We start from the raw sequence: 24,197 nt of genomic DNA on the forward strand, positions 1-24,197 counted from the left end.
CCCGGAGCCGCCCCGGGGGCCCTCGGCTCTCATACCCGGACGACTCCGGTGACCGGCATCGCGTTGACGCTCTCGTAGCGGACCCGGGCACCGGGATAGGGCGCGTGCACCACGACACCGCCGCCGGCGTACATGCCGACGTGGTGCATGTCCCTGTAGAAGATCACCAGGTCTCCCGGCCGGGCCTCGGAAAGGCTGATCCGCTGGCCCGCGTTGGCTTGCTGCTGCGAGGTCCTCGGCAGGGTCACTCCGGCCTGCCGCCAGCTCCAGTACATCAGACCCGAACAGTCGAAGGTACGGGGGCCGGTCGATCCGTAGACGTAGGGGGAGCCGATCTTGCTCGCGGCGGCGGCCAGCGCGGCGGCGGCCCGGCCGGAGGCGGGCGGGGCGGTGCCGAGGTCGACCCGCTCGGCGCCCCGGGCGGCCCGCTGCTGGGCCTCCCGGGCGTCGTCGGCCTGCAGCCGGGCCCGCTCGGCCGCGCCGAGGCCGTTCAGCAGGCGCTGGGCCTTGGCCAGCCGCTGGCGGATGTCCTGCTTGCTCTCCGTCAGGGTGCGCCGCACCGACTCGAGTTCGGCCAGCTTGGCGGAGGTCTCGGCGCGGCGCTGGTCGAGGCGGCGCTGACGGTCGATCACCTGGCGCAGGGTGTCGTTCTGCCGCTCGCTCACCTGGTCCAGGGTGCGGGCCCGGTAGAGGTAGGCGGCCGGGTCGGAGTCCAGCATCAGCTGGACCGCCGGGTCGATGCCGCCGGCCCGGTACTGCGCGGCGGCCACCGAGCCGAGGTCGGCCCGCATCCGGTTGAGCTCGTCCTGGGCGGCGGCCACCTGGTCCTGGAGGGCGCCGGTCTCGGCCTGGAGCACCCGCTGCTGCTCCTGCGCGGCGTTGGCCCGCTCGGAGGCCTGCTCGGCCTCCTCGTAGATCCGGTCGACCTGGGCCTTGACGTCCTTGCGGTTGGCCGGCTCGGCCGGGGTGCCGGGTGCGGCGGTCGCGCCCCCGGAAGCCGCCACCGAGAGCACCGTGGTGGCGGCTGCGGTGAGCACCAGCGCCCGGGTGAACCGGCGGGCGGCCGGCAGGGGGGAACGAGACACGGCGGCGGCTCCTGTCCTGCGGCCGGGCCACCGCCGCCGCCCGGTGGGCGGGCGTCCTGACGGAGGTCCGGGGGCAGACGTTAGCGAGTCGCGGCGATCTAGTCCAAACCCCTACAGGGCCGAATATTTGACCACTAATCGGACAGCTGATCCATCGTCAGGGAACGCCGCAGGCCCGGCACGGGGCCGGGCCTGCGGACTGTAGGACGTTCGGGTGGGTCAGACCCGGACGATCGCGTTGATCGGCATCACCGTGGCGGACTCGTGCCGGACCAGGGTGCCGGTGCGCGGGGCGTGCACGATCTGGCCGCCGCCGACGTAGAGACCGACGTGGTGGCGGTCGCCGTAGTAGATGATCAGGTCGCCGGGCTTGGCGTCGGCGATGTTCTTGCCGATGTTGGTGCCTGCGCCGGCCTGCGACTGCGAGGTGCGCGGCAGCGAGATGCCCGCCTTGTTGAACGCCCAGACCATCAGGCCGGAGCAGTCGAAGGCGCCGGGGCCGGTGGCGCCCCAGCCGTAGGGCTTGCCGATCTGCGCCTCGGCGGCGGCCACCACGGCGGCGGCGTAGGAGCCGGCCGGGGCGCTGCTGGAGAGGTCGGTGCGCTCCTCGGAGCGGGAGGCGCGGTCGTCGGCGGCCGGGGCCTTCGCGGCGGGGGCCTGCGGCGCGGACTGCGCGGGCTTGGCGGCAGCGGCGGCCTGTGCGGCGGCAGCGGCCTTGGCGCTCGCCTCGGCGGCGGCCTTCTCCTCGGCCTCGCGGATCTTCTGCTTCTCGGCCGCGTCCAGCGAGTCGAAGAGGGCCTGGGCCTTCGCCAACTTGTCCTGGACGTCGTCCTTCTGGGCCTTCAGCTGCTGGCTGGTCTTCTCCAGGTCGGCCAGCTTGGCCTGGGTCTCGGCCTTCTGCTGGTCGAGCCGCTCCTGCTCGCCCTTCAGCTGCTTCAGCGCGTCCGACTGCGAGACGCCGACCTGGTTGATCGCGCCGGCCTGGCCGAGGAAGGCGTCCGGGCTGCTGGAGAGCATCAGCTGCACGGTCGGGGATATCCCGCCGGTGCGGTACTGCTCGGCGGCGATCTCGCCCAGGCTGGCCTGGAGCGCGTTCACCTGCTCCTGGCCGCGCGCCACCTCGTCCTGGAGGTGGCCGACCTGGGTCTGCAGGGCCTGCTGCTTCTCGGTGTTCGCGTTGAACTGCTCGATCGTGACCTCGGCCTGCTCGTTGAGGTTGTCGATCTGGGTCTTGACCTCGTCCTTGGAGGGCTGCGGGTCGGCGTGCGCTCCGGTCTGGCTGGACAGGACGACGGCCGCGGCAGCGGCGGCGGTCATGATCGAGACGCGGGTACGACCGGCAGGCTTGGGACGACGATGGGACGCCACGAAGGCGGGCTCCTTCTTCCTACGTCCGCCTACCGGGTGAGCTGACGGGTTCGGGCTGGAAGGTAGCCCTACGACGCCTCACCCCCCGTGCCGTCTCACGACGGCCCTGCGGGCCTGACGCCGATTCACCCCGAGGAACGTGGTTCCCCGGCTCCGGTCCGCAGCCACCCCTCGGGGTCCCCTGTCGGGCAGTCAACTGACCCTGCCCCGCTGCTTCTCGAACTCGGCGGTAACCACCGCCGCCGCCCAGGCTGGACGATCGACAGTGCGGTGGTTCGACTAGGACCCTAGTAACCCAACCGTGATCGGTTCAAATCCTTGTCAGTAAAAAGTCGTAATGAAGTCCAAGTGCCTTTGTGATTGCGACCCTGCGTGATCGTGATCGCACGGTCCGCCGACATTTCCGGCCCCCGGACGCCACAGGGCCCACCGGAGGTGTCCCAGATCACAGGAGCTCTTCCGGTGGGCCCGGGCGTGTCACGGGGCGTCAGTTGCCCCACGTCACACCAGATGTCCGTTATGCCTCGCTCGGCTGACCGCGCGTCAGACCCGGCGGATGGTCTTGATCGGCATCACGTCGGCGCGGGCCACCTTGACCACGTCGCCGGTGCGCGGCGCGTGCACCATCATGCCGTTGCCGATGTACATGCCGACGTGGTGGGCGTCGGAGTGGTAGATGATCAGGTCGCCCGGCTGGGCGTTGGCGATGTCCTTGCCGACGTTGGTGCCGACGCTGGCCTGCGACTGCGAGGTGCGCGGCAGCGAGACGCCGGCCTGCGCGTAGGACCAGACCATCAGGCCGGAGCAGTCGAAGTTGTTCGGGCCGGTGGCGCCCCAGACGTACGCGCGGCCCAGCTTGCTCATCGCCGCGTTCATCGCCGCGCCGGCGTAGCCGGCGGCCTGCGGCAGGGTGCTCGGGTCGAACTTGGTGGTGGTCCCGCCGCCGTTGCTGCGCGAGGAGCGGTCCTCGCTGGCCAGCACGGCGGCCCGGTCGGCGGCGCTCAGCTGGTTCAGGAGGTTCTTCGCCTCCTGGAGCTTGCGCTGCACCTCGGTCTTCGAGTCGTTCAGCGCCTTGGTGTTGCGGTCCAGCTCGGCGAGCACCGAGGCCGCCTCGGCCTTCTGCTGGTCCAGCCGGCGCTGCTGGTCCTGGAGCGAGCGCAGGGTGGACGCCTGGGTCTGGTTGACCTGGTCGGCGCTGGACGCCTTGCTGAGGTAGCCGTCCGGGTCCGAGGCGAGCATCAGCGCCACCGACGGGTCCACCCCGCCGTTGCGGTACTCCTCGGCCGCCACGGCGGACAGGCCGGTCTGGAGCTCGGTCATCTGCTCCTGGCCGCGCGCCACCTGGTCCTGGAGCTGGTCGGCCTGCTTGCGCAGCTGGTCGGCCCGCTCCTTGGCGCCGTTGTAGCGCTCGGCGGCCTGCTCACCCTCTTCGTACAGCTTGTCGACCTGCGCCTTGACCTCGTCCTTGGTGGGCTTCGCGGGGGCCGCGTAGGCGCCGGACTGGGCGGAGAGGGCGACCGCGGTCGCAGCGGCGGCGGTGAGCACGGTGACCCGTGCGCGGCTCGGCTGCTTGGGACGGCGGTGGGAAGCCAAGGTGACGAACTCCTTCAGCTTCTGGACGCTCACCCGTTCGGGCGTTAGTCCAGAAAATAGGTTTGACGCCTGACCCTAGTGAGTCAGAACCCGTCGCGCCACTCCCCTACCGGGACGAACTTCCCTACGCTCACCGGCTTTCACGGTACGGACACAAACGCGCCACGCTGCCCTGACCTGACGTCAGAAGAGTTCACGGCCTGGACAACCGCCGGAGCAGCAGCATCGAGGAGACCGGGCGCGCACCCGCCTTCTTCACGCCGTCCGCCACCTCCTTGTCGGTGGAGACCACCACCACCGGCCGCCCCTGCGGCTCGGCCCGCACCAGGCGGCGGATCAGCTCGTCGGCCGTCTCCCCGGTCCGGCTGAACCGCACCCGCACCCCGCGCGGCGGCGCCATGATGACCGGGGCGTCCAGGTCCTGGCCGTCGAAGACGCAGGTCACCTCGGCCTGGGTGCGCTGGGCCAGCATCGCCAGCCCGCCCAGCAGCCGCATCCGCTGCTGCTCCAGCGGCAGCGTCGGGTACCCGGTCTTGGTCACGTTGTAGCCGTCCACCACCAGGTGGACCTGAGGGATCGCCAGCAGCTGGTCCAGCAGCGCCGGATCGTCCTCCGCCAGTGCCCGCCGGGCCACGTCGTGCGGCGAGGCCGAGCCCGGCACCACCGCCTCCACCAGATCGGCCGGGTGGAGCTGCGTCACCGGCAGGGCCAGCTCGCGCTGGAGCCCCTGGGCCGACTGCAGCACCGTGTCCAGCAGCAGCCGCAGCCGCATGTCCTCCACGCTGCGGCCCTCCCGCGCGGACCGGCGGCCGCTCTCCAGCGCGCTCTCCAGCTCGGTGATCCGGTGCCGCAGCCGCCGGACCTCCGCCTCGGCCGTGCCGAGCTCCGTCGCCGCCGCGCCCCTCGCCTCGGCCAGCTCGGCCTGCGCCTTGCGCGCCTCGGCCTGGGCCCGCCGGGTGTCGCTCTCCAGGCTGCGCACCTTCTTGCGCAGCGAATCCGCCTCCCGGCGGACGCCCTCGCCCTCGGCCCGCTGCCGCTCCAGGTCGGCCCGGCCCTGCGCGCGCACCTCGGCCAGCTCCTCCTGGAGCTTCTCCACCAGGCGCTCGGCCTCGGCGGCGGCGCCCTCGGCCCCGGCCCGCTCGGCCTGCTCGCCGGCCTCCGCGACCAGGGCCGTCCAGCCCGCCGGGCGGACCAGGTAGGCGGCGGCGGCCACGTCCATCGGATCGGCCGCACCCGGCACGCTGCCGGCCTCCAGCGCCTTCACCAGATCCGGCTGGCCCAGCCGCAGGCGATCGGCTATCCGCTGCCGGAAGGCGGGCTCCGCCTCCAGCGCGGCGGCCAGCGCGGTGCCCGCGTACTTGGCCCGGCGGGCGGGGGTGAACTTGGCGTACTGCCGCAGCGCGGACGGGAGTTCACCGACCGGCAGGCCCCCGAGGGCGTCGGCGGCGATGCCCACCACTCGGTGGCGGACCCCCTCCGGGAGCGGTCGGCCCAGTTGCTCGGGGGCGGCGGGCTGCTCGGGCTCGGCCTGCTCGGGCTGCTCGTGGTCGGGCTGCTCGTGGTCGTCGGCGGGCTGCCCGGGGTGCTCGGCTGACGGCTGCTCAGCCGTGGTCTGCTCGGCGGCGGCCGGTGCGACGGCCGCCGGGGCCGGCTCCGCCGGGGGTCGCTGCCCCTGCGGTTCGGCTGTCCCCCTGGCTGCGTCCACCACGTCCTCGGCTCCGATCCTGCTGCTGCGCGGGGTCCGCACGGCCGGTTGCCGCTGCCCTCAAACACACCGCTCTCTGCAATTGTCGCGGGTACCGTGCCCCGGCCCGACCCACGCCACACTCCGGGCGGGCCGGGGCACCCCCGGATCAGGACTCCTACCGGCCCTGCTGCTCCTCCGCGGCCTCCTCGGCACCCGGGCGCGCCACCAGCTCGACCTGGTCGACCGCGTTGCACCAGCGGCAGCGGACCGACTCGACGGTCTCCGCCAGCACCTCGGTCTCCTCCACCTTGGACTCACCGGCCAGGTCGAAGTGGAGGAACTCCACCGTCCGGGCGGAGCGGGTCACGTCGAAGCGGGTGAGGTTGCCGCAGAGCGTGCAGCGCCAGCGGGTCTCGGCGGTGGGGAGGGCGATCGTCATGTGCCTAGTCCTCTCGTTGGTGCCGCGTCGGCGGTCACCCAGGGTCCGGGAGGCCAAGCCTATGGCCTGGCCGCGGCGGGCCGGACCGCCGTCCGCGATCCGGTCGGGTCCCCCACATGCAGCAGGAGCGGGTGTGCCCGCCCGATCCCGGAGGAATGCCTGCACCCATGGCCACCACCGCCCCGGCCCCGGCCGGCACCCGCGACGTCCGGCCGCCCGAGCGGGTGCCCGTGGTCACCTGGACGCTGATCGGACTCAGCCTGCTGGTCCTGCTGGTCTCCCCCAGCGCCGGCCTCAACCCGCGGTACGGCACCGGCCCGGCCCGGGTCTGCGCGGAGCAGCGCTACGAGCAGCGCTGGGGCGCCGTCCCGGCCGAGCTGACGGCGAACCGTCCGCTGACCCGGGATCAGCTCGGCCGGCTGCCACCGGCCCTGCCGGAGTGCCCACCGCTGCCGCCCACGCCCCAGAAGCTGCCGGTGGTCTCGGTGCTGACCGCGCTCTTCGTGCACGCGGGCTGGGCGCACCTGCTGGGCAACCTGCTCTTCCTCTTCGTCTTCGGCCCGGGGGTGGAGCAGCGGTTCGGGCGCGTGCGCTTCCTGCTCGGCTACCTGGCGGTCGGTCATCTGGCCACCTACGGCTGGGCGTTGGCACAGACGGGCGGGCCGGAGTCGGTGCGGGCGCTGGTCGGTGCGTCCGGGGCGATCGCCGGGGTGCTCGGGGCGTACCTGCGGCTGTACCCGAAGGCCCGGGTCACCACCCTGGTGCCGGCCCTGCTCTTCCTGCCGCTGCGCTTCCCGGCCTGGCTGGTGCTCGGGCTGTGGTTCCTGCTCCAGTGGCTGTCGGTCCGCCAGTCCGGCACCGGGGTCGCCTACGCGGTCCACGTCATCGGCTTCGCCGCCGGGTACCTGGGCACCTGGGCGGCCGTTACGCTGGCCCGGAACCCACGGACAGGAGCTTCAGAGTGATCACCGCGATCGTGCTCATCAGGACCAGCGTCGACCGGATCCCCGAGATCGCCGAGGAGATCGCGGCCATCGAGGGCGTCAGCGAGGTCTACTCGGTGACCGGTGGCTACGACCTGGTCGCCATGGTCCGCGTCCGCCACCACGACGACCTCGCGGCCGTCATCCCGGCCCGGCTGAACAAGATCCCGGGCGTCGAGCACACCGAGACCCAGATCGCCTTCCGCACCTACTCCAAGCACGACCTGGAGGCGGCCTTCGCCCTCGGCCTGGACTGACCCGGCACGGCACGGCAGGACGTGACGTCGGGTGGGCGACGTCCGGCGGCAGCGGCCCGGAGGCGCGGGGAACCGCGCGGGGCGGACGGCGACGCACCGGCAGCTGACCCGGCATCAGCCGGTGGCCCGTCCTGCCGTTCCGCTGCGCGCGGCTCCTCGCGCCCCCGGTGCCCCGGGCTTCAGCTGCGGCGGGTGTCCACCACGCAGCGGCCACCCTCGTTCCGGTAGGTCCAGGCCGCCCCGTTGGCGACCAGCTCGCGGACGGCGCCGAGGAAGCGGTCCAGGTGCTCGTCCGGGGTGCCGGCGCCGAACGAGACCCGGATGGCGTTGAGGCTGCGCTCGCCCGGGAGCGAGGACTCGGGGGCGCCGCACTCGGAGGGCGCGGCCTCCTCGCCGCCGAGCAGGGTGCGCACCAGCGGGTGCGCACAGAACAGGCCGTCGCGGACGCCGATGCCGTACTCGGCGGAGAGCGCGGCGGAGAAGTGCGAGCTGTTCCAGCCCTGCACCACGAAGGAGAGCACGCCGACCCGGGCAGCGTCCTCGCCGAACAGGCTGAGCACCCGGACCTCGGGGACCTCGGCCAGGCCGGCCTTCAGACGGGTGATCAGCTCCTGCTCGCGGGCCTCCAGCGCGTCGAAGCCGGCCTCGGTGAGCGCCTTGCAGGCGGAGGCGACGGCGTACGCGCCGATCACGTTCGGGGAGCCGGCCTCGTGCCGGGCCGGGCCGGTCTGCCACTCGACCGCGACCGAGCCGTCCAGCTCGCGGGCCACGGTCCGGCTGGCGCCGCCGCCGGCCAGGTACGGCTCGGCCGCGTCCAGCCAGTCGGCGCGGCCGGCCAGCACCCCGGCACCGAACGGGGCGTAGATCTTGTGGCCGGAGAAGGCGATCCAGTCCACGTCCAGCTCGCGGACCGAGACCCGGTGGTGCGGGGCCAGCTGGGCGGCGTCCAGCACCACCCGGGCGCCGTGGCGGTGGGCGGTCTCGGTCAGCTCGGCGATCGGCCAGAGCTCGCCGGTCACGTTGGAGGCGCCGGTGACGCAGAGCAGGCGGTGCTCGGCCGGGTTCTCGCGCAGCGCCCGGTCGAAGGCCTCGACCGCCTCGGCGTGCGAGCGGGGGGCGCGCAGGTAGGTGACCTTGAGGCCGTTGTGCGCCCAGGGCAGCAGCGAGGCGTGGTGCTCGGTCTCGAAGGCGAAGACCTCGGTGCCGGCCGGGACGGCGGCGGCCAGCAGGTTGAGCGAGTCGGTGGTGGCCCGGGTGAAGACCACCTGGTCGCCCTCGCGCAGGTCGAGGAACTCCTCGACGGTGCGGCGGCTCTGCTCGAACAGGTCGGTGGAGAGCTGGGAGAGGTAGCCGGCGCCGCGGTGCACCGAGCCGTAGTAGGGGGCGTAGGCGGCGACGTCGTCCCAGACCCGCTGGAGCGCCGGGGAGCTGGCGGCGTAGTCGAGGGCAGCGTAGGTGACCTTCTCGCCGGAGGCCAGCGGGACCTCGACGTCGTGACCGAGGACGGCGAGCGGGGCGCAGGTACGGGTGGCAGTCGACATGGGGGTGCACTCCTCGTAAGGTCCGGGACCTCGGGGTGCATCTGTGCCACCGACGTCCGCGCTTGCGCTGCGGACGGATCGCCGCAGTGCCCGGTCCTCACCCAGGGCACCCCGCCACGGACGGAGGGTTGCCGGACAGCAAGCTGGGGCTTGTCGCTGTCACTCATGACCTGGGCAGAACTCTAGGGCGGCTTCCGAAGAGTGGTCAAACGGCATTCCACTATCTGGACGCACCCGGGTACGCCGAAGGCCCGGACCGTGGTCCGGGCCTTCAACTCACCTGTCAGGTACGGGCGGTGGCGGCGGCCCAGTTCTTCAGCAGGGCCTCGGCGGCACCCGAGTCGATCGCCTCGGCGGCCCGGGCCATGCCGGCCCGGAGCTGCTCGGGCAGCGGGGCGTCGGTGAGCTCCAGCGCGGCCAGGGCGGCGGCCGAGTTGAGCAGCACGGCGTCCCGGACGGCGCCGCGCTCCCCCGCCAGCAGGCGGTGCACCACGGCGGCGTTGAACGCCGGGTCGCCACCGCGCAGCGCCTCGATGCCGACCAGCTCGATGCCGACCTCGCGCGGGTCGAAGGAGGTCTCGGTGACCTGACCGTCCTTCACCACCCAGACGTGCGAGGTGGCCGAGATGGTCAACTCGTCGAGGCCGTCGTCACCCCGGAACACCAGCGCGGTGGCCCCCCGGCGGGCCAGCACCCCGGCGATCAGCCCGGCCAGCCGGGTGTCGAAGCAGCCGATGGCGTGGGCGGTCACCCGGGCCGGATTGGTCAGCGGGCCCAGGATGTTGAAGGCCGTCGGCACCCCGAGGTCACGGCGGGCCGGGGCGGCGTGCCGCATCGCGGGGTGGAAGACCGGGGCCGGACAGAAGGTCAGGCCGACCTCCTCGGCGATCTCGGCCACCCGGTGCGGCGGGACGTCCGGGCTGATGCCGAGCTGCTCCAGCACGTCGGTGGCGCCGGTCGAGGAGGAGGCGGCGCGGTTGCCGTGCTTCACCACCTTGGCCCCGGCCGCGGCGGCGACGATCGCCGACATGGTGGAGATGTTGACCGTCTTGGCCCGGTCGCCGCCGGTGCCCACGACGTCCACCGCCGGTCCGGGGACGGTGAGCGGGACGGCGTGGGCGTACATCGAGTCGACCAGCCCGGCGATCTCGTCGACGGTCTCGCCCTTGGCGCGCAGGGCCACCACGAAGCCCGCCACCTGGACGGGGGTGGCCTCGCCGCTCATGATCCGGTCCATCGCCCAGGCGGCGTCGGCCTGGGTGAGGTTCTCACCGGCGAGCAGGGTGCTCAACAGGTCGGGCCAGGTGCGGGCCATGGCTAGCTCCAGTTCTCCGTCTTGACGTGGACTGGAGCCAGCCTAGCGATCCGCGGTGCGGCGGTGCGGCGTTGTTCTTCCCCTTGAGACGGCCGCCGTGGGGTTGACGGGACGTCAGGCCGGAGTGCGGCACCGCTGCGCTCGGCCGGGCGGGCTCGCGCTACGCCGGGGTGCGGCGGGCGACCCGGGCGCGGAGCAGGGTGGCGGCGGACTCGGCGAACGGGACCGGGTCGACGGGGTGCGAGATGGCGGCGTCCGCGCGCGACCAGGCGGCGAGCCAGGAGTCCTGCGGGCGGCCGATCAGCACCAGCACCGGCGGGCAGCCGTAGATCTCGTCCTTGACCTGGCGGGCCACCCCGAGACCGCCGGCCGGGACGGCCTCGCCGTCCAGGACGCAGAGGTCGATGCCGCCCTTCTCCAGGGCGCGCAGGACGGCGGGGACGGTCGCGCACTCCAGCACCTCGACCTCGGGGAGGTCCGCGGCGGGGCGGCGGCCGAGAGCGAGGGTGACCTGCTCGCGGGTGTTGCGGTCGTCGCTGTAGACGAGGACGGTGAGCGTCTCGTCCGTCGTGTGCGCCATGGGCCCTGCTCCCGGTGCTCGTCCTCTTATATGGGTGGTGCGCGCGCGTCGGCTCGACCGGGCCGGGTGTGATCCGGACCACGTTCACTTCCGGATGCTACTCCGCGACGCCCCTCGTGGTGAGCCCCTCGCGCGATCTCGCTGCGCCGGGCCCGCCGCCGCGTCACCCGGTCGGGCGACGGACCGTCACCCGGGGGGCGGAGTCCACCCGGACGGCGGAGGGGCCAAGGGGCAGTAGCCGACGGCCCCTCAGAAGTCCGGGAGCAACACGCGGGGCGAACGGGTGCAGGCACCTTCCGATGAACCGTCAGAAAACGGACACCGGGCCGGTGGAGAGGGTCTCCGACGCCCCGTCGGCTGCCAACGGGGCATACCGCACGCACCGGACACTCCGAGGTACACCCCCCGGCGTGAAGACGGAATAAGGGACCGACATAATGTCCGTCGTGGCGACAGCAACAGCAACAGAAACCGGACACGCGCACGGAGCGGTCAACAGGCCGAACCTCGTCAGCGTCGGAACCATCGTCTGGCTGAGCTCGGAGCTGATGTTCTTCGCGGCCCTGTTCGCGATGTACTTCACCCTCCGCTCGGTCAAGGGGGCTGAGTTCTGGGCCGAGAAGGCCCACGCGCTCAACGTGCCCTTCTCCTCGGTGAACACCACGATCCTGGTGCTCTCCTCGCTCACCTGCCAGCTCGGCGTGTTCGCCGCCGAGCGCGGTGACGTGAAGAAGCTCCGCTCGTGGTTCATCATCACCTTCGTGATGGGCGCGATCTTCATCGGCGGTCAGATCCTCGAGTACACCGAGCTGGTGAAGAAGGACGGCCTCTCGCTGTCCTCCGACCCGTACGGCACGGTGTTCTACCTGACCACCGGCTTCCACGGCCTGCACGTGACGGGTGGTCTGATCGCGTTCCTGCTGGTCCTGGGACGGACGTACGCAGCCAAGCGGTTCACGCACGAGCAGGCCACCGCCGCGATCGTGGTGTCGTACTACTGGCACTTCGTCGACGTCGTGTGGATCGCCCTGTTCGCGACCATCTACCTGATCAAGTAACCAGCTAGATCAGGTCGCTGGCCGCCGGCCGGAGCCCGACACGACCGCACCGACCGACCGCGCGCGGCCCCGCAGCACCCGAGCAGAACGGGTAGCGCGGGGCACGCCCACCCAGCCGACCAGATCCTGACCCCGGGGTTAAATCCGTGAAAAAGCTCTCAGCACGACGGCGCCACCCACTGGCGGCGCTGCTCGTCCTAATCTTCGCCCTGGCGGCAACCGGGGGACTGTACGCCGCGTTCGCGCCCGCCGAGAAGGCGCAGGCCGACAGCTCGTCGCAGTCGCTCGCGATCGATGAGGGCAAGAAGCTCTTCGCCGTCGGCTGCTCCTCCTGCCACGGCCTCAACGGCGAGGGCACCTCGGACGGTCCGAGCCTGGTCGGCGTCGGCTCGGCCGCGGTCGACTTCCAGGTGGGCACCGGCCGGATGCCGGCCCAGCAGCCCGGCGCGCAGGTGCCGAAGAAGAAGGTCATCTACAGCCAGCCCGAGATCGACCAGATGGCCGCCTTCGTGGCCTCGCTCGGCCCCGGCCCGGTCACCCCGGTCGCGGAGCAGTACACCTCCACCAACCCGAACGACGTCGCCAAGGGCGGCGAACTGTTCCGGACCAACTGCGCCCAGTGCCACAACTTCGCCGGCAAGGGCGGTGCCCTCACCAACGGCAAGTACGCCCCGCCGCTGGACGGCGTCGAGGCGAAGCACATCTACGAGGCCATGCAGACCGGCCCGCAGAACATGCCCTCCTTCCCCGACGGCACCATGCCGGAGGAGCAGAAGAAGCAGATCGTGGCCTTCGTCCGCCACACCACGAACGACGAGCCCAACCCCGGTGGTCTCACCCTGGGCAGCCTCGGTCCGGTGACCGAGGGTCTGTTCGGCTGGATCTTCGGCCTCGGCTCGCTCATCGCGGTCGCGATCTGGGTCGCCGCCCACACCACCAAGGCCAAGAAGTCATGAGCCACGACATGTCCAAGGACACCCTGCCGGAGTCCCACGACTCCCACGGCGCCGAGGTCGCGCCGCACGGCGACCCGTTCGCCGACCCCGGGCTGCCGGCCCACGAGCCGCGTCGGACCGACATCGACGAGCGGGCCGCCAAGCGGGCCGAGCGCCAGGTCTCGATGCTGTTCATCCTGTCGATGCTGTCGACCGTCGGGTTCATCGCGTCCTTCGTGATCTTCCCGATCGACAAGATCGTCTACATCTTCCCGCTCGGTCACGTCAGCGCGCTGAACTTCTCGCTCGGCATGACCCTGGGCGTCGCCCTGTTCTGCATCGGCGCGGGCGCGGTCCACTGGGCCCGCACCCTGATGTCGGACCACGAGATCCCGGCCGAGCGTCACCCGATCGAGGCCGACGACGAGGTCCGTGCCGACGTCATCGAGCAGTTCAAGACCGGTGCCGCCGAGTCCGGCTTCGGCCGTCGGAAGATGCTCCGCAACACCCTGATCGGTTCGATGGCCCTGGTGCCGCTCTCCGGCGTGGTGCTGCTCCGCGACCTCGGGCCGCTGCCCGAGGACAAGCTGGAGCACACCGGCTGGCGCGAGGCCACCCAGGCCAAGCCGCTGCAGCTGATCAACATGAACACCAACGAGCCGATGAAGCCCGAGGACGTCCTCGTCGGTTCGCTGACCTTCGCGAAGCCCGAGGGCCTGGAGGAGGACTCGCACGAGTTCCAGGTCCAGATCGCCAAGGACGCCCTGATGCTGGTCCGGATCGCTCCGGACGACATCAAGGACAAGGAGTCCAAGGAGAAGGGCTTCGAGGGCATCCTCGCCTACTCGAAGATCTGCACCCACGTCGGCTGCCCGATCAGCCTCTACGAGCAGCAGACCCACCACGCGCTCTGCCCCTGCCACCAGTCGACCTTCGACCTGGCGGACGGCGCGCGCGTCATCTTCGGCCCGGCCGGCCACCCGCTGCCGCAGCTGAAGATCACCGTTGACGAAGCGGGCTTCCTGGTCGCCACCGGCGACTTCGACGAGCCCGTCGGCCCGAGCTACTGGGAGCGCAGCCGATGAGCACGAGCAGCACCTCGGGTGCCGCCAAGCCGGCCAGCACCCGTGCCAAGCCGGCCAACAAGTACGAGGCCGCCGCGGACTGGGCCGACGGCCGGCTGGGGATCTACTCCCTGGCCAAGGCCAACCTGCGGAAGATCTTCCCGGACCACTGGTCCTTCATGCTGGGCGAGATCTGCCTCTACACCTTCATCATCATCATCCTGACGGGTGTCTACCTCACCCTGTTCTTCACCCCGAGCATGGCCGAGACCGTGTACCACGGCTCGTACGCCCCGCTCCAGGGGATCAGGATGTCGGAGGCCTACGCCTCGACCCTGGACATCTCCTTCGAGGTCCGCGGTGGTCTGCTGATCCGTCAGATCCACCACTGGGCCGCGCTGGTCTTCGTCGCCGCGATGCTCGTGCACATGATGCGCGTCTTCTTCACCGGCGCGTTCCGCAAGCCGCGCGAGGTCAACTGGGTCTTCGGCTTCCTGCTGCTGTTCCTCGGCATGTTCGACGGGTTCATGGGCTACTCGCTCCCCGACGACCTGCTCTCGGGCACCGGCATCCGCTTCATGGAGGGCGCCGTCCTGGCGGTGCCGCTGGTCGGCACCTACATCCAGATGTTCCTGTTCGGCGGCGAGTTCCCCGGCACCGACATCGTGCCGCGGTTCTTCACCATCCACGTGCTGCTGCTGCCCGGCATCATGCTCGGCCTGCTGGTCGCGCACCTGATCCTGGTCTTCTACCACAAGCACACCCAGTGGGCGGGCCCGGGCAAGACCGAGAAGAACGTCGTCGGCATGCCGCTGATGCCGGTCTACATGGCCAAGGCCGGTGGCTTCTTCTTCCTGGTGTTCGGCATCATCGCCGCCGTCTCGGCGATCGCCACCATCAACCCGATCTGGGCCTACGGCCCGTACCGACCGGACCAGGTGTCGACCGACGCCCAGCCCGACTGGTACATGGGCTTCTCCGAGGGCCTGATCCGCGTCATGCCGGGCTGGGAGATCGGCCTGTGGGGCCACACGCTGAACCTCGGCGTGTTCATCCCGCTGATGATCTTCCCGCTGGTCCTGGTCTCGATCGCGGTCTACCCGTTCATCGAGAGCTGGGTCACCGGGGACAAGCGCGAGCACCACATCCTGGACCGCCCGCGCAACGCCCCGGTCCGCACCGCCCTCGGCGCGGCCTGGATCAGCCTCTACCTGGTGCTGCTGGTCGGCGGTGGCAACGACCTGTTCGCCACCCACCTGCACCTGTCGATCAACTCGATCACGTACTTCGTCCGCGTCGGCTTCTTCGTCGTCCCGGTGATCGTCTTCATCGTCACCAAGCGCTGGTGCCTCGGCCTCCAGCGCCGCGACAAGGAGAAGGTGCTGCACGGTCGCGAGACCGGCATCATCAAGCGCCTGCCGCACGGCGAGTTCGTCGAGGTGCACGCGCAGCTGCCGCAGGGCGAGCTGCACAAGATCACCTCGCACGAGCAGCCGCAGCCGATCGAGCTGCCGGCCGAGGTGGACGAGAACGGCGTCAAGCGCAAGGCCGGCGTGCTGGCCAAGACCCGCTCGAAGCTCTCCAAGGGCTTCTACGGCGAGGGCAGCCAGATCCCCAAGCCCACCGCCGAGGAGCACCACGAGATCACCAGCGGCCACGGCCACCACTGATCTCACCCGTAGCGACGCCACGGCCGATGGCCCCCACCGCACCTGCGGTGGGGGCCATCGGCCTTTCCGGCAGAATGGGGCCAACGAACCGTCAGGAGACCACGTGCAGCTGTCCGTCGACCACCAGTCGGCCACTCCCCCCTACGAGCAGGTCCGCCTCCAGATCGCCGAACAGGCGCGCAGCGGAGCCCTGTCGGCCGGTCTGAAGCTCCCCACCGTCCGGGCCCTGGCCGAGGAGCTCGGCCTGGCCGCCAACACCGTGGCGCGGGCCTACCGCGAGTTGGAGGCGGACGGCGTGGTGGAGACGCACGGACGGCGCGGCACCTTGATCGCCGCCACCGGCGACACCGCCCACAAGCTGGCCGCCGCCGCAGCCGCCGACTACGCCCAGCGGGTCACCCGCCTCGGCCTCGGCCGCACCGAGGCGCTGGCGGCGGTGTCCACGGCCCTCGACGTGGCGTACGGGGGCTGACGCCGGCTCCGCGAGGAGGTGCCCGGCTGTGCCGACGGCGGCGGGGCGGAGGCCGGGGCGCACCGCTCAGGTGGTCGTCGCCGCCGTGGAGACGGGCTTGCCGAGGGCGGAGTGGGCGAGGTACTGGTCCCACGGGACGTTCCAGTCGCCGAAGCCGTTGCCGAACGGCTCCATCGCGGCGCCCTTGCTGTTCACCACCTGCACCAGGTCACCGATCCGGGTCTGGTCGAAGAACCACTTGGCGTCCTCGGTGCTCATCCCGGTGCAGCCGTGGCTGACGTTCTCCCGGCCCTGGGAGCCGACCGACCACGGGGCGGCGTGCACGTACTCACCGCTCCAGGTGACCCGGGTGGCCCACTTCACCTGGAGGTCGTAGGCCTCGGTGCTGCCCTCCCGGATGCCGATCGACTCGCCGTTCATCCGGACCTGGGCCTCCTGCCCGAGCACCACCTTGACGCCGTTGCGGGTGGAGAAGCCGGGCTTGCCGGTGGTGACCGGGATGGACCGCTCCTCCACGCCGTTGCGCTTGTAGGTCAGGTAGTGCGAGGCCGCGTCCACCGTGACCTCCACCCGGTCCCCGGTCCTCATCGTCCGGCTGCTGACGTCGCCCCCGTAGAGGTCGCCGGCGATCTGCCGGCCGCGGGCGTCGAAGGCGAGCTTCACGGTGGCGTTGGCCGGCCAGTACTCCTTCGGGCGGAAGTGCAGGGTGTCGGAGTCCACCCAGTACCAGGCACCCGTGGTGGCGGGCTCGGAGACCACCGTCAGGCCCCGCTCGACCTGCTGACGGCCCTTCGGGTCGTCCACCTTCTCGGAGAGCTTCACGGTGAGCGGCTGGCCGACGCCGTAGGTGCCGCTGCCGGAGGAGTCCGGGCCCAGCTCCGCGGTGAGCAGGTGGGTCGCGGCGGTGGTGGCGAACCGGCGGGTGGTGCCGCCGAAGGCGCCGTTGGCGTCGGCGGCGAGCACCAGCACCCGGTAGTCGCTGCCGGCCCGCAGCGGGTCGGTCGAGCGCCAGCTGCGCTGATCGGGCGTCAGCTCGCCCTGGAGCAGCCGGCCGTCCGCCCCGATCACCGTGACGTCGGTGAGCAGGCCGCCCTGCTCGGCGGAGACGGTGACGGGCTGTCCGGGGTCGGTCCGGTCGGTGGCGGAGAGCTTCACCAGCGCGTTGACGTCCACCGGCCCCTGGGGGGCAGCGGCCATCATCGCGGGCCCGCTGGAGCATCCTGCCAGCAGGACCAGGACCGCTGCCGCCACGACTCCGTGCCTGGTCTTCACGGCTGCCTCCCGGTGGATCTCCGACGACACATCAGATCGTAGGAACAGCAGACCGGAACGGGCCCCCGGACACCACCGGCGTGCGCCGCCCGGGTGAACCCGCCACCCGGTGGGCCGCCAGCAGGTGCGGGAACGCCGGACACCGACGACACCGGACGCTGACAACACCGGACGCCGGAAACGCCGGACGGCCGGACATCCCGTGAGGGATGCCCGGCCGTCCGGTCGGTGCGGGAGGAACCTACTGGTTCTGGTTCTCGCCCCGGTAGAACTCGAAGACCCAGCCGAACAGGCCGATCAGGATGACCGGGATCGACCAGTACAGCAGCCACCAGCCGAAGACGACGCCCAGGAAGGCGAGCGCGCCACCGATGGCCAGCGACAGCGGCTGCCAGCTGTGCGGGGCGAAGAAGCCCAGCTCGCCGGCGTCGTCGGCGACCTCGGCGTCCGGGTTGTCACCCGCGCCGGTGTCCACCCGCTTGGCGGTGAACGCCAGGTAGTAGCCGACCATGGCGCACAGACCGAAGGAGAGGAACAGCGCGGTGGTACCGGCCGGCTCCTTCGACCACAGGCCGTAGACCACGGCCATGATCAGGATGAACGCGGCGAAGCCGAAGAAGATCTTGCCCTGTTCCTTCATCAGGCGTCCCCGTCCTTCTTCGGGCCCTTGCCCAGCTGCGGAGCGTCGTACTTCGCGGGGGTGACGCCCTCGAAGTGCTTGCCCGGCTCACCGTGGTACTCGAGGTAGTCGAGCGCGGCGATGTCGGGGTGGTGCAGGTCGAACGCCGGCGACTCGGACCGCACCCGGGGCAGGGTGAGGAAGTTGTGGCGCGGCGGCGGGCAGGAGGTCGCCCACTCGAGCGAGCGGCCGTAGCCCCACGGGTCGTCGACCTCGATCTTCTCGCCGTACTTCGCGGTCTTCCAGACGTTGTAGAGGAACGGCAGGATCGACAGACCGAGCAGGAACGACGCGATGGTCGAGATGGTGTTCAGGGCGGTGAAGCCGTCGGCGGCCAGGTAGTCGGCGTAGCGGCGGGGCATGCCCTCCGCGCCGAGCCAGTGCTGGACCAGGAAGGTGCCGTGGAAGCCGATGAACAGCGTCCAGAAGGTGATCTTCCCGAGCCGCTCGTCGAGCATCTTGCCGGTCATCTTCGGCCACCAGAAGTGGAAGCCGGCGAACATCGCGAACACCACGGTGCCGAACACCACGTAGTGGAAGTGCGCCACCACGAAGTAGGAGTCCGAGACGTGGAAGTCGATCGGCGGGGAGGCCAGCAGCACGCCGGTCAGACCACCGAAGAGGAAGGTGACCAGGAAGCCGACCGTCCAGAGCATCGGGGTCTCGAAGCTCAGGCTGCCCTTCCACATGGTGCCGACCCAGTTGAAGAACTTCACACCGGTCGGGACCGCGATCAGGAAGGTCATGAAGGAGAAGAACGGCAGCAGCACTTGGCCCGTGACGTACATGTGGTGCGCCCACACGGTGACCGAGAGGCCGGCGATCGCGATGGTGGCCGCGATCAGACCCTGGTAACCGAACATCGGCTTGCGGCTGAAGACCGGGATGATCTCCGAGACGATGCCGAAGAACGGCAGCGCGATGATGTACACCTCGGGGTGACCGAAGAACCAGAACAGGTGCTGCCAGAGGATGGCGCCACCGTTGGCCGGGTCGAAGACGTGCGCACCGAACTTCCGGTCCGCCTCCAGGGCGAACAGCGCGGCCGCGAGGACCGGGAAGGCCAGCAGCACCAGCACGGCGGTCAGCAGGACGTTCCAGACGAAGATCGACATCCGGAACATCGTCATGCCGGGGGCGCGCATGCAGATGATGGTGGTGATGAAGTTGACCGAGCCGAGGATGGTGCCGAAGCCGGAGAAGGCCAGACCCATGATCCACATGTCGGCGCCGATGCCGGGCGAGCGCACGGCGTCGGAGAGCGGCGAGTAGGCGAACCAGCCGAAGTCGGCCGCACCCTGCGGGGTGAGGAAGCCGGCCACCGCGATGATCGAGCCGAACAGGTAGAGCCAGTAGGCGAACATGTTCAGTCGCGGGAAGGCGACGTCGGGGGCGCCGATCTGGAGCGGCATGATCCAGTTCGCGAAGCCCGCGAACAGCGGGGTGGCGAACATCAGCAGCATGATCGTGCCGTGCATGGTGAACGCCTGGTTGAACTGCTCGTTCGAGAGGATCTGGGTCCCCGGACGAGCGAGCTCGGCGCGCATGACCAGCGCCAGCACACCACCGATGAGGAAGAACGCGAACGACGTCGCCAGGTACAGCGTGCCGATCGTCTTGTGGTCGGTGGTGGTCATCCACTTGATGATGGTGGACCCGGGCTTCCGGGTCCGCTGGGCGCCGGCCGTGACCGAAGCCCCGGCGGCCCCGCCCGCGGCGGCGGGCTCGTTGAGGATAGTCACTTCTCACTTCCCTGGGTGGTGATGCCCGAAGGCACCGCGCCCTTCTGGCCCTTGGCGCGCAGCTCGGCCAGGTGCTTGTCGTACTCCGCCCGGTCGACGACCTTGACGTTGAAGAGCATCCGGGAGTGGTCGACACCGCAGAGCTCCGCGCACTTGCCGCGGAAGGTGCCGTACGAGGTCGGGGTGACCTCGAACTTGTTCACCACACCCGGCACGACGTCCATCTTCATCAGGAAGTTGACGGGCCAGAAGTCGTGGATGACGTCCCGCGAGGTGAGGCGGAACTGCACCGTCTCGTTGATCGGCAGGTAGAGGGTCGGAGCGACCTCCGGGGTGCCGACGTCGTACACGGCCTGGGTGTTGGCCGGGTCCGGGTTCTCGGTGTTCTCGTAGTTGAACGCCCAGCTCCACTGGAAGCCGACCACGTTGATCATGTGGTCGGGCTTGGCGGAGGTCTGGACCAGCCGAGCCTCGTCGCGGGCGACGAAGTAGAACAGGACCGAGACGATGACGAGGGGGACCGCGGTGTACAACGCCTCGATGGGCAGGTTGTACCGGGTCTGCGGGGGGACCTCCACCTTGCTGCGGCTGCGGCGGTGGAAGATCACGCTCCAGATGATCAGACCCCACATCAGTGCGCCGACCACCAGAGCCGCGATCCAGGAGCCCTGCCACATCCGGAGGACCAGCGGGCCCTCTGCGGTGACGGGGGTCGGAAGGCCAAGCCTGGGGAGGTCGTTGGCCGAGCAGCCGGTGGCGGTCGCGATGACGAGGCCCAGTGCCAGCGCCTGAGGCAGCTTCCGCCGCATCGTGCGCCGCGGCGAGCGGTCGGAGCCGTTGGGACTCACGTAGCGCCTTCCCGAAGTCTCGCCCGGGATCGCGTCACCACCGGGAGTCGCTGTGCGCCTCCCCGGCGACCCGGCCACGGGCACGGTTTGAATGCTTATGCGGGCCAAACGCTACTCCATCCTTATGCGGCACTCACGAGCAGCCCCCGCTAACGCGCCGCCCGGCTACCCGATCAGCCCCCAAAGGAGTGGATTCCCAGGTCAGTACAGGCATTCGAGGCTCCCACGAACCACCCGACACCCGCCCGCCGACACGCGGCTGACGGACCGTCGGACGCTCCGGCGGGCGCTCCCGAACCGGTGCAAACCGGCCACGGAGGATCATCCTCCGGAGCCGATCTGACGGTGAGTAGGGTGGGTCACGTGCCCTACTTCGACGTGGCCTCCACCGCCCCGCTGCACCCCGTCGCCCGGCAGGCGCTGACCGCCGCCCTGGACGAGGGCTGGGCCGACCCGGCCCGGCTCTACCGCTCCGGGCGGCAGGCCCGGATGCTGCTGGACGCGGCCCGGGAGACGGTGGCCGAGGTGCTCGGCTGCCGGGCCGACGAGGTCTCCTTCACCACCAGCGGCACCCAGGCCGTCCAGCTGGGCGTGCTCGGCGCCCTGACCGGCCGTCGGCGGACGGGCCGTCACCTGCTCCATTCGGCGGTCGAACACTCCGCCGTGCTGCACTCGGCCGAACGGTTCACGGCGGACGGTGGCGAGGTCACCTCCGCCCCGGTCGACCGGTACGGCCGGGTCTCCCCCGAGGCGTTCGCCGCGCTGGTCCGTCCGGACACCGCGCTCGCCGTGCTGCAGTCCGCCAACCACGAGACCGGCACCGTCCAGCCGGTCGAGGAGACGGCCGAACTCCTCGGCGGGGTCCCGCTGCTGGTGGACGCCGCCCAGTCGGCCGGACGGGTGGGCCTGCCCGGCGGCTGGTCGCTGCTGGCCGCCAGCGCGCACAAGTGGGGCGGCCCGGCCGGGGTCGGCGTGTTGGCCGTCCGCAAGGGCGTCCGGTACTCCTCGCCGCTGCCCGCCGACGAGCGCGAGCGCGGCCGGGTGCCCGGCTACGTCAACGTGCCGGCGATCGTGGCCGCCGCCGCCTCGCTGCGCGCCGTCCGGGCCGAGGCGGAGGCCGGCAACGCCCGGCTGCACGCCCTGGTCGAGCGGATCCGCCGTCAGGTGCCGCGCCTGGTGCCGGAGGTGGAGGTGGTCGGCGACCCGGTGCACCGCCTGCCGCACCTGGTCACCTTCTCCTGCCTCTACGTGGACGGCGAGGTGCTGCTGACCGAGCTGGACCGGGCCGGCTTCGCGGTCTCCTCCGGCTCCTCCTGCACCTCCTCCACCCTGACGCCCAGCCACGTGCTGGCCGCCATGGGCGTGCTGACGGAGGGGAACGTCCGGATCTCGCTGCCCTCCGGCACCACCGAGGCCGAGGTGGACCGCTTCCTGGAGCTGCTGCCCGGCCTGGTCGCCGGGGTGCGCGCGCCGCTCGGGCTGGACCTGCCGGCCCCGGCCGGGGCAGCGGTCGCGGACGAGCTGGTGCTGGACATGCTGGGCAGGCGCTGCCCGCTGCCGGTGATCGAGCTGGCCAAGCGGATCGGCGAGGTGCCGGTCGGCGGCACGGTGGTGGTGCTGGCCGACGACGAGGCGGCCCGGCTGGACGTGCCGGCCTGGTGCGAGATGCGCGGTCAGGCGTACCGGGGCACCGCCCCGGCCGAGCGCTACGGGGTGGAGCGCGGCACCGCGTACCTGGTCGAGCGGACGGCCTGAAGGGGGCCCCGGGGCTCCGGGACCCCCTCCGGGTGACGGTGGGTCAGCGGGCCAGCTTCGCCCGGACCTCGGCCGCGGCCTCCTCGCCGTAGGCGGCGGTGAAGCGCTCCAGGAAGGCGGTGTGCTTGAGCTCGTACTCCTGGGTGCCGACGGTCTCGATCACCAGGGTGGCGACCATGCAGCCGAGCTGGGCCGAGCGCTCCAGGTCGAAGCCCCAGGACAGGCCGGCCAGGAAGCCGGCCCGGAAGCCGTCGCCCACCCCGGTCGGGTCGACCTTGCGCTCCTCGACCGGGCAGCCGACCGTGACGTCCGGCTCGCCCGCCCGCTGGATCCGGACGCCCTTGGAGCCGAGGGTGGTGATCCGGGTGCCGACCCGGCGGAGGATCTCGTCGGCGTCCCAGCCGGTCTTGGTCTCGATCAGCGCGGCCTCGTACTCGTTGGTGAACAGGTACGCGGCGCCGTCCACGATCTCGCGGATGTCGTCGCCGTCCAGCCGGGCCAGCTGCTGCGAGGGGTCGGCCGCGAAGGCGTAGCCCCGGGTGCGGCACTCCTGGGTGTGCCGGACCATCGCGGCCGGGTCGTCGGCCCCGATCAGCACCAGGTCCAGGCCGCCGACCCGGTCGTGGATCGGCTTCAGCTCGATGCTGCGGGCCTCGGCCATCGCGCCCGTGTAGAACGAGGCGATCTGGTTGTGGTCCTGGTCGGTGGTGCACATGAAGCGCGCGGTGTGCCGGGTCTCGGAGATGTGCACCGAGGCGGTGTCCACGTTGTTGCGCTCCAGCCAGCTGCGGTACTCCTCGAAGTCCGCACCGGCCGCGCCGACCAGCACCGGGCGCAGGCCCAGCACGCCCATGCCGAAGGCGATGTTCGGAGCGACCCCGCCCCGGCGGATGTCCAGGGTGTCCACCAGGAACGAGAGCGACACCGTGTGCAGCTGCTCGGCGACCAGCTGGTCGGCGAAGCGGCCGGGGAAGGTGGTCAGGTGGTCGGTGGCGATCGAGCCGGCGACGGCGATGCGCACGGGGGACTCCTCAGGTGGCCGGGGACGGCACGGTCAAGCGGTGGAATTGACCCCCACACGTTACCGGCCCGTCGCCCGGCCGCCCACCACGGTCCGGGCCCCGCCCCTTCCGACACCCACGGGTACTACCCTCCGGTAAGCCTGGCCCGGCCCGCCCGCCCGATCTAGGGTCGAATCCGTCGGGGCCGGAACCGTCCGGCCCGCCCAGGCCCGCGCCCACCCTCGCGGCCCGCCGATCGGAGCCCGTACCGATGATGCCGAACCGGCCGACCACCCTGCGCGTCCCGTCCGCCCTCCTGGGTGACGCGGATCTCGGATCGCTTGACGCACTGGTCACCTCGTCCCGCCGCCTGGGCCTGTTCTGGCCCGCCGGCACCCTCCAGCCGGAGCCCGCCCGCCCGGCCCGCGGCCCGGTCAAGGTCCCGGCCGGCACCCGCGAACTGGTCGCCGGGATGTCCGAGTACGGCAGCTGACGACCGGTCAGACCGGATCCTGGTCCCAGCGGTACCGGGGGCCGAGCAGCCCGACCAGCAGCGCCCCGTCCGGCCTGGGCCCGCTGAACGCCGCCGCTCCGAACAGGACCGGCAGGGCGCAGGAGAGCAGCGTGGGTTCCCCGGCCGCCACGGGCCGCCGCTCCGGATCCGGCGGACGTAGCCGGCCAGGACCGCGAGGACCAGCAGCGCGCCCACCAGCGGGTGGTGCTCGGTGACGTGGGCCGACACCGCGAGGAGCACCAGGCCGAGCAGGTCGAGGACGACGGTCGGGCCGGCTCCGGGGTAGGCCGGCTGCGCGCCCGAGAGGAGCGTGATCAACAAGGGGGTCCGGCAACCCGA

23 protein-coding genes and 2 riboswitches are annotated in these 24,197 nt (G+C 71.5%); of the genes, 9 read left to right on the forward strand and 14 right to left on the reverse strand.

The window, feature by feature from the left end; translation table 11 throughout:
- Positions 1-29: 29 nt before the first annotated feature.
- The 5 genes from ACIRBX_RS10910 to ACIRBX_RS10930 all read right to left on the reverse strand — a co-directional run bounded on the left by ACIRBX_RS10910 (position 30) and on the right by ACIRBX_RS10930 (position 6,172).
- Positions 30-1,085, reverse strand: coding sequence for an NlpC/P60 family protein (locus ACIRBX_RS10910; RefSeq protein WP_402295426.1), 1,056 nt, complete (start codon positions 1,083-1,085; stop codon positions 30-32).
- 219 nt (positions 1,086-1,304) lie between these two features.
- A complete protein-coding gene (locus ACIRBX_RS10915; RefSeq protein WP_402295428.1) occupies positions 1,305-2,402 on the reverse strand; it encodes an NlpC/P60 family protein in 1,098 nt (365 codons plus the stop codon).
- A gap of 61 nt (positions 2,403-2,463) precedes the next feature.
- Positions 2,464-2,629: riboswitch (cyclic di-AMP (ydaO/yuaA leader) on the reverse strand.
- 367 nt (positions 2,630-2,996) lie between these two features.
- Positions 2,997-4,079 (reverse strand): NlpC/P60 family protein, encoded by a 1,083-nt coding sequence (locus tag ACIRBX_RS10920; protein WP_402295430.1) that lies wholly within the window; start codon positions 4,077-4,079, stop codon positions 2,997-2,999.
- Between the two features lie 160 nt (positions 4,080-4,239).
- Positions 4,240-5,541, reverse strand: coding sequence for an NYN domain-containing protein (locus ACIRBX_RS10925; RefSeq protein WP_402296447.1), 1,302 nt, complete (start codon positions 5,539-5,541; stop codon positions 4,240-4,242).
- Between the two features lie 367 nt (positions 5,542-5,908).
- Positions 5,909-6,172 (reverse strand): hypothetical protein, encoded by a 264-nt coding sequence (locus tag ACIRBX_RS10930; protein ID WP_402295432.1) that lies wholly within the window; start codon positions 6,170-6,172, stop codon positions 5,909-5,911.
- A 167-nt stretch (positions 6,173-6,339) separates the two neighbouring features.
- On the opposite strand from ACIRBX_RS10930, the gene ACIRBX_RS10935 reads away from it, so the two are divergent.
- Positions 6,340-7,137 (forward strand): rhomboid family intramembrane serine protease, encoded by a 798-nt coding sequence (locus tag ACIRBX_RS10935; protein ID WP_402295434.1) that lies wholly within the window; start codon positions 6,340-6,342, stop codon positions 7,135-7,137.
- Positions 7,134-7,412: an Lrp/AsnC family transcriptional regulator gene (locus ACIRBX_RS10940; RefSeq protein ID WP_402295436.1), complete on the forward strand. Its 279-nt coding sequence runs from the start codon at positions 7,134-7,136 to the stop codon at positions 7,410-7,412. The genes ACIRBX_RS10935 and ACIRBX_RS10940 overlap by 4 nt, the downstream gene beginning before the upstream one ends.
- A gap of 179 nt (positions 7,413-7,591) precedes the next feature.
- Here ACIRBX_RS10940 and ACIRBX_RS10945 read toward each other — a convergent pair whose 3' ends face one another.
- The 3 genes from ACIRBX_RS10945 to ACIRBX_RS10955 form a co-directional block, all read right to left on the reverse strand.
- Entirely contained in the window at positions 7,592-8,953 is a 1,362-nt protein-coding gene (locus ACIRBX_RS10945; protein ID WP_402295439.1) for an aminotransferase class V-fold PLP-dependent enzyme, read from the reverse strand.
- Between the two features lie 53 nt (positions 8,954-9,006).
- Positions 9,007-9,124, reverse strand: a riboswitch (SAM riboswitch).
- 112 nt (positions 9,125-9,236) lie between these two features.
- Positions 9,237-10,268, reverse strand: a complete 1,032-nt coding sequence (gene trpD / locus ACIRBX_RS10950) for an anthranilate phosphoribosyltransferase (protein ID WP_402295441.1) — start codon at positions 10,266-10,268, stop codon at positions 9,237-9,239.
- Positions 10,269-10,428: 160 nt separating this feature from the next.
- Positions 10,429-10,848 (reverse strand): hypothetical protein, encoded by a 420-nt coding sequence (locus ACIRBX_RS10955; RefSeq protein ID WP_402295443.1) that lies wholly within the window; start codon positions 10,846-10,848, stop codon positions 10,429-10,431.
- A 437-nt stretch (positions 10,849-11,285) separates the two neighbouring features.
- Here ACIRBX_RS10955 and ACIRBX_RS10960 point away from each other — a divergent pair, with 437 nt between their 5' ends.
- The 5 genes from ACIRBX_RS10960 to ACIRBX_RS10980 all read left to right on the forward strand — a co-directional run bounded on the left by ACIRBX_RS10960 (position 11,286) and on the right by ACIRBX_RS10980 (position 16,047).
- A complete protein-coding gene (locus ACIRBX_RS10960) occupies positions 11,286-11,906 on the forward strand; it encodes a heme-copper oxidase subunit III (protein ID WP_402295445.1) in 621 nt (206 codons plus the stop codon).
- Between the two features lie 146 nt (positions 11,907-12,052).
- Positions 12,053-12,862: a c-type cytochrome gene (locus tag ACIRBX_RS10965; RefSeq protein ID WP_402295447.1), complete on the forward strand. Its 810-nt coding sequence runs from the start codon at positions 12,053-12,055 to the stop codon at positions 12,860-12,862.
- A gap of 8 nt (positions 12,863-12,870) precedes the next feature.
- Positions 12,871-13,926 (forward strand): Rieske 2Fe-2S domain-containing protein, encoded by a 1,056-nt coding sequence (locus ACIRBX_RS10970; RefSeq protein WP_402296449.1) that lies wholly within the window; start codon positions 12,871-12,873, stop codon positions 13,924-13,926.
- Entirely contained in the window at positions 13,923-15,575 is a 1,653-nt protein-coding gene (locus ACIRBX_RS10975) for a cytochrome bc complex cytochrome b subunit (protein WP_402295449.1), read from the forward strand. The genes ACIRBX_RS10970 and ACIRBX_RS10975 overlap by 4 nt, the downstream gene beginning before the upstream one ends.
- A gap of 103 nt (positions 15,576-15,678) precedes the next feature.
- On the forward strand, positions 15,679-16,047 hold the full coding sequence (locus ACIRBX_RS10980) for a GntR family transcriptional regulator (protein WP_402295451.1): 369 nt from the start codon (positions 15,679-15,681) through the stop codon (positions 16,045-16,047).
- Between the two features lie 66 nt (positions 16,048-16,113).
- On the opposite strand, the gene ACIRBX_RS10985 is transcribed toward ACIRBX_RS10980, so the two are convergent.
- The 4 genes from ACIRBX_RS10985 to coxB all read right to left on the reverse strand — a co-directional run bounded on the left by ACIRBX_RS10985 (position 16,114) and on the right by coxB (position 20,588).
- On the reverse strand, positions 16,114-17,319 hold the full coding sequence (locus ACIRBX_RS10985) for an Ig-like domain-containing protein (RefSeq protein WP_402295453.1): 1,206 nt from the start codon (positions 17,317-17,319) through the stop codon (positions 16,114-16,116).
- Positions 17,320-17,560: 241 nt separating this feature from the next.
- Complete coding sequence (locus ACIRBX_RS10990; RefSeq protein ID WP_402295455.1) at positions 17,561-17,959, reverse strand: cytochrome c oxidase subunit 4; 399 nt, start codon at positions 17,957-17,959, stop codon at positions 17,561-17,563.
- The gene (gene ctaD, locus ACIRBX_RS10995; RefSeq protein WP_402296450.1) at positions 17,959-19,647 is read right to left on the reverse strand and encodes a cytochrome c oxidase subunit I; all 1,689 of its coding nucleotides are present in this window, start codon (positions 19,645-19,647) and stop codon (positions 17,959-17,961) included. The genes ACIRBX_RS10990 and ctaD overlap by 1 nt, the downstream gene beginning before the upstream one ends.
- 89 nt (positions 19,648-19,736) lie before the next feature.
- Positions 19,737-20,588 carry a cytochrome c oxidase subunit II gene (gene coxB / locus ACIRBX_RS11000; RefSeq protein ID WP_402295457.1) on the reverse strand — a complete coding sequence of 284 codons (852 nt, stop codon included), beginning with the start codon at positions 20,586-20,588 and terminating at the stop codon, positions 19,737-19,739.
- A 363-nt stretch (positions 20,589-20,951) separates the two neighbouring features.
- Here coxB and ACIRBX_RS11005 point away from each other — a divergent pair, with 363 nt between their 5' ends.
- Entirely contained in the window at positions 20,952-22,343 is a 1,392-nt protein-coding gene (locus tag ACIRBX_RS11005) for a cysteine desulfurase/sulfurtransferase TusA family protein (RefSeq protein WP_402295459.1), read from the forward strand.
- Between the two features lie 43 nt (positions 22,344-22,386).
- Here ACIRBX_RS11005 and ACIRBX_RS11010 read toward each other — a convergent pair whose 3' ends face one another.
- On the reverse strand, positions 22,387-23,364 hold the full coding sequence (locus tag ACIRBX_RS11010) for a carbohydrate kinase family protein (protein WP_402295461.1): 978 nt from the start codon (positions 23,362-23,364) through the stop codon (positions 22,387-22,389).
- Positions 23,365-23,615: 251 nt separating this feature from the next.
- Between ACIRBX_RS11010 and ACIRBX_RS11015 the strand changes: the two genes are divergently transcribed.
- Positions 23,616-23,837 carry a hypothetical protein gene (locus tag ACIRBX_RS11015; RefSeq protein WP_402295463.1) on the forward strand — a complete coding sequence of 74 codons (222 nt, stop codon included), beginning with the start codon at positions 23,616-23,618 and terminating at the stop codon, positions 23,835-23,837.
- 7 nt (positions 23,838-23,844) lie between these two features.
- Here ACIRBX_RS11015 and ACIRBX_RS11020 read toward each other — a convergent pair whose 3' ends face one another.
- Complete coding sequence (locus ACIRBX_RS11020; RefSeq protein WP_402295464.1) at positions 23,845-23,988, reverse strand: hypothetical protein; 144 nt, start codon at positions 23,986-23,988, stop codon at positions 23,845-23,847.
- Positions 23,989-24,197 lie beyond the last annotated feature (209 nt).

The sequence above is a fragment of the Kitasatospora sp. NPDC096147 genome, from assembly GCF_044763225.1.
Taxonomy (GTDB): domain Bacteria; phylum Actinomycetota; class Actinomycetes; order Streptomycetales; family Streptomycetaceae; genus Kitasatospora.

What these genes read in the sequence shown, in the direction of transcription:
- ACIRBX_RS10915 (WP_402295428.1), bottom strand. Translation starts at nt 2,402, where the DNA reads ATGACCGCCGCCGCTGCCGCGGCCGTCGTCCTGTCCAGCCAGACCGGA.
- ACIRBX_RS10930 (WP_402295432.1), bottom strand. Translation starts at nt 6,172, where the DNA reads ATGACGATCGCCCTCCCCACCGCCGAGACCCGCTGGCGCTGCACGCTC.
- ACIRBX_RS10935 (WP_402295434.1), top strand. Translation starts at nt 6,340, where the DNA reads ATGGCCACCACCGCCCCGGCCCCGGCCGGCACCCGCGACGTCCGGCCG.
- ACIRBX_RS10945 (WP_402295439.1), bottom strand. Translation starts at nt 8,953, where the DNA reads ATGTCGACTGCCACCCGTACCTGCGCCCCGCTCGCCGTCCTCGGTCAC.
- trpD (WP_402295441.1), bottom strand. Translation starts at nt 10,268, where the DNA reads ATGGCCCGCACCTGGCCCGACCTGTTGAGCACCCTGCTCGCCGGTGAG.
- ACIRBX_RS10955 (WP_402295443.1), bottom strand. Translation starts at nt 10,848, where the DNA reads ATGGCGCACACGACGGACGAGACGCTCACCGTCCTCGTCTACAGCGAC.
- ACIRBX_RS10960 (WP_402295445.1), top strand. Translation starts at nt 11,286, where the DNA reads ATGTCCGTCGTGGCGACAGCAACAGCAACAGAAACCGGACACGCGCAC.
- ACIRBX_RS10970 (WP_402296449.1), top strand. Translation starts at nt 12,871, where the DNA reads ATGTCCAAGGACACCCTGCCGGAGTCCCACGACTCCCACGGCGCCGAG.
- ACIRBX_RS10975 (WP_402295449.1), top strand. Translation starts at nt 13,923, where the DNA reads ATGAGCACGAGCAGCACCTCGGGTGCCGCCAAGCCGGCCAGCACCCGT.
- ACIRBX_RS10990 (WP_402295455.1), bottom strand. Translation starts at nt 17,959, where the DNA reads ATGAAGGAACAGGGCAAGATCTTCTTCGGCTTCGCCGCGTTCATCCTG.
- ACIRBX_RS11015 (WP_402295463.1), top strand. Translation starts at nt 23,616, where the DNA reads ATGATGCCGAACCGGCCGACCACCCTGCGCGTCCCGTCCGCCCTCCTG.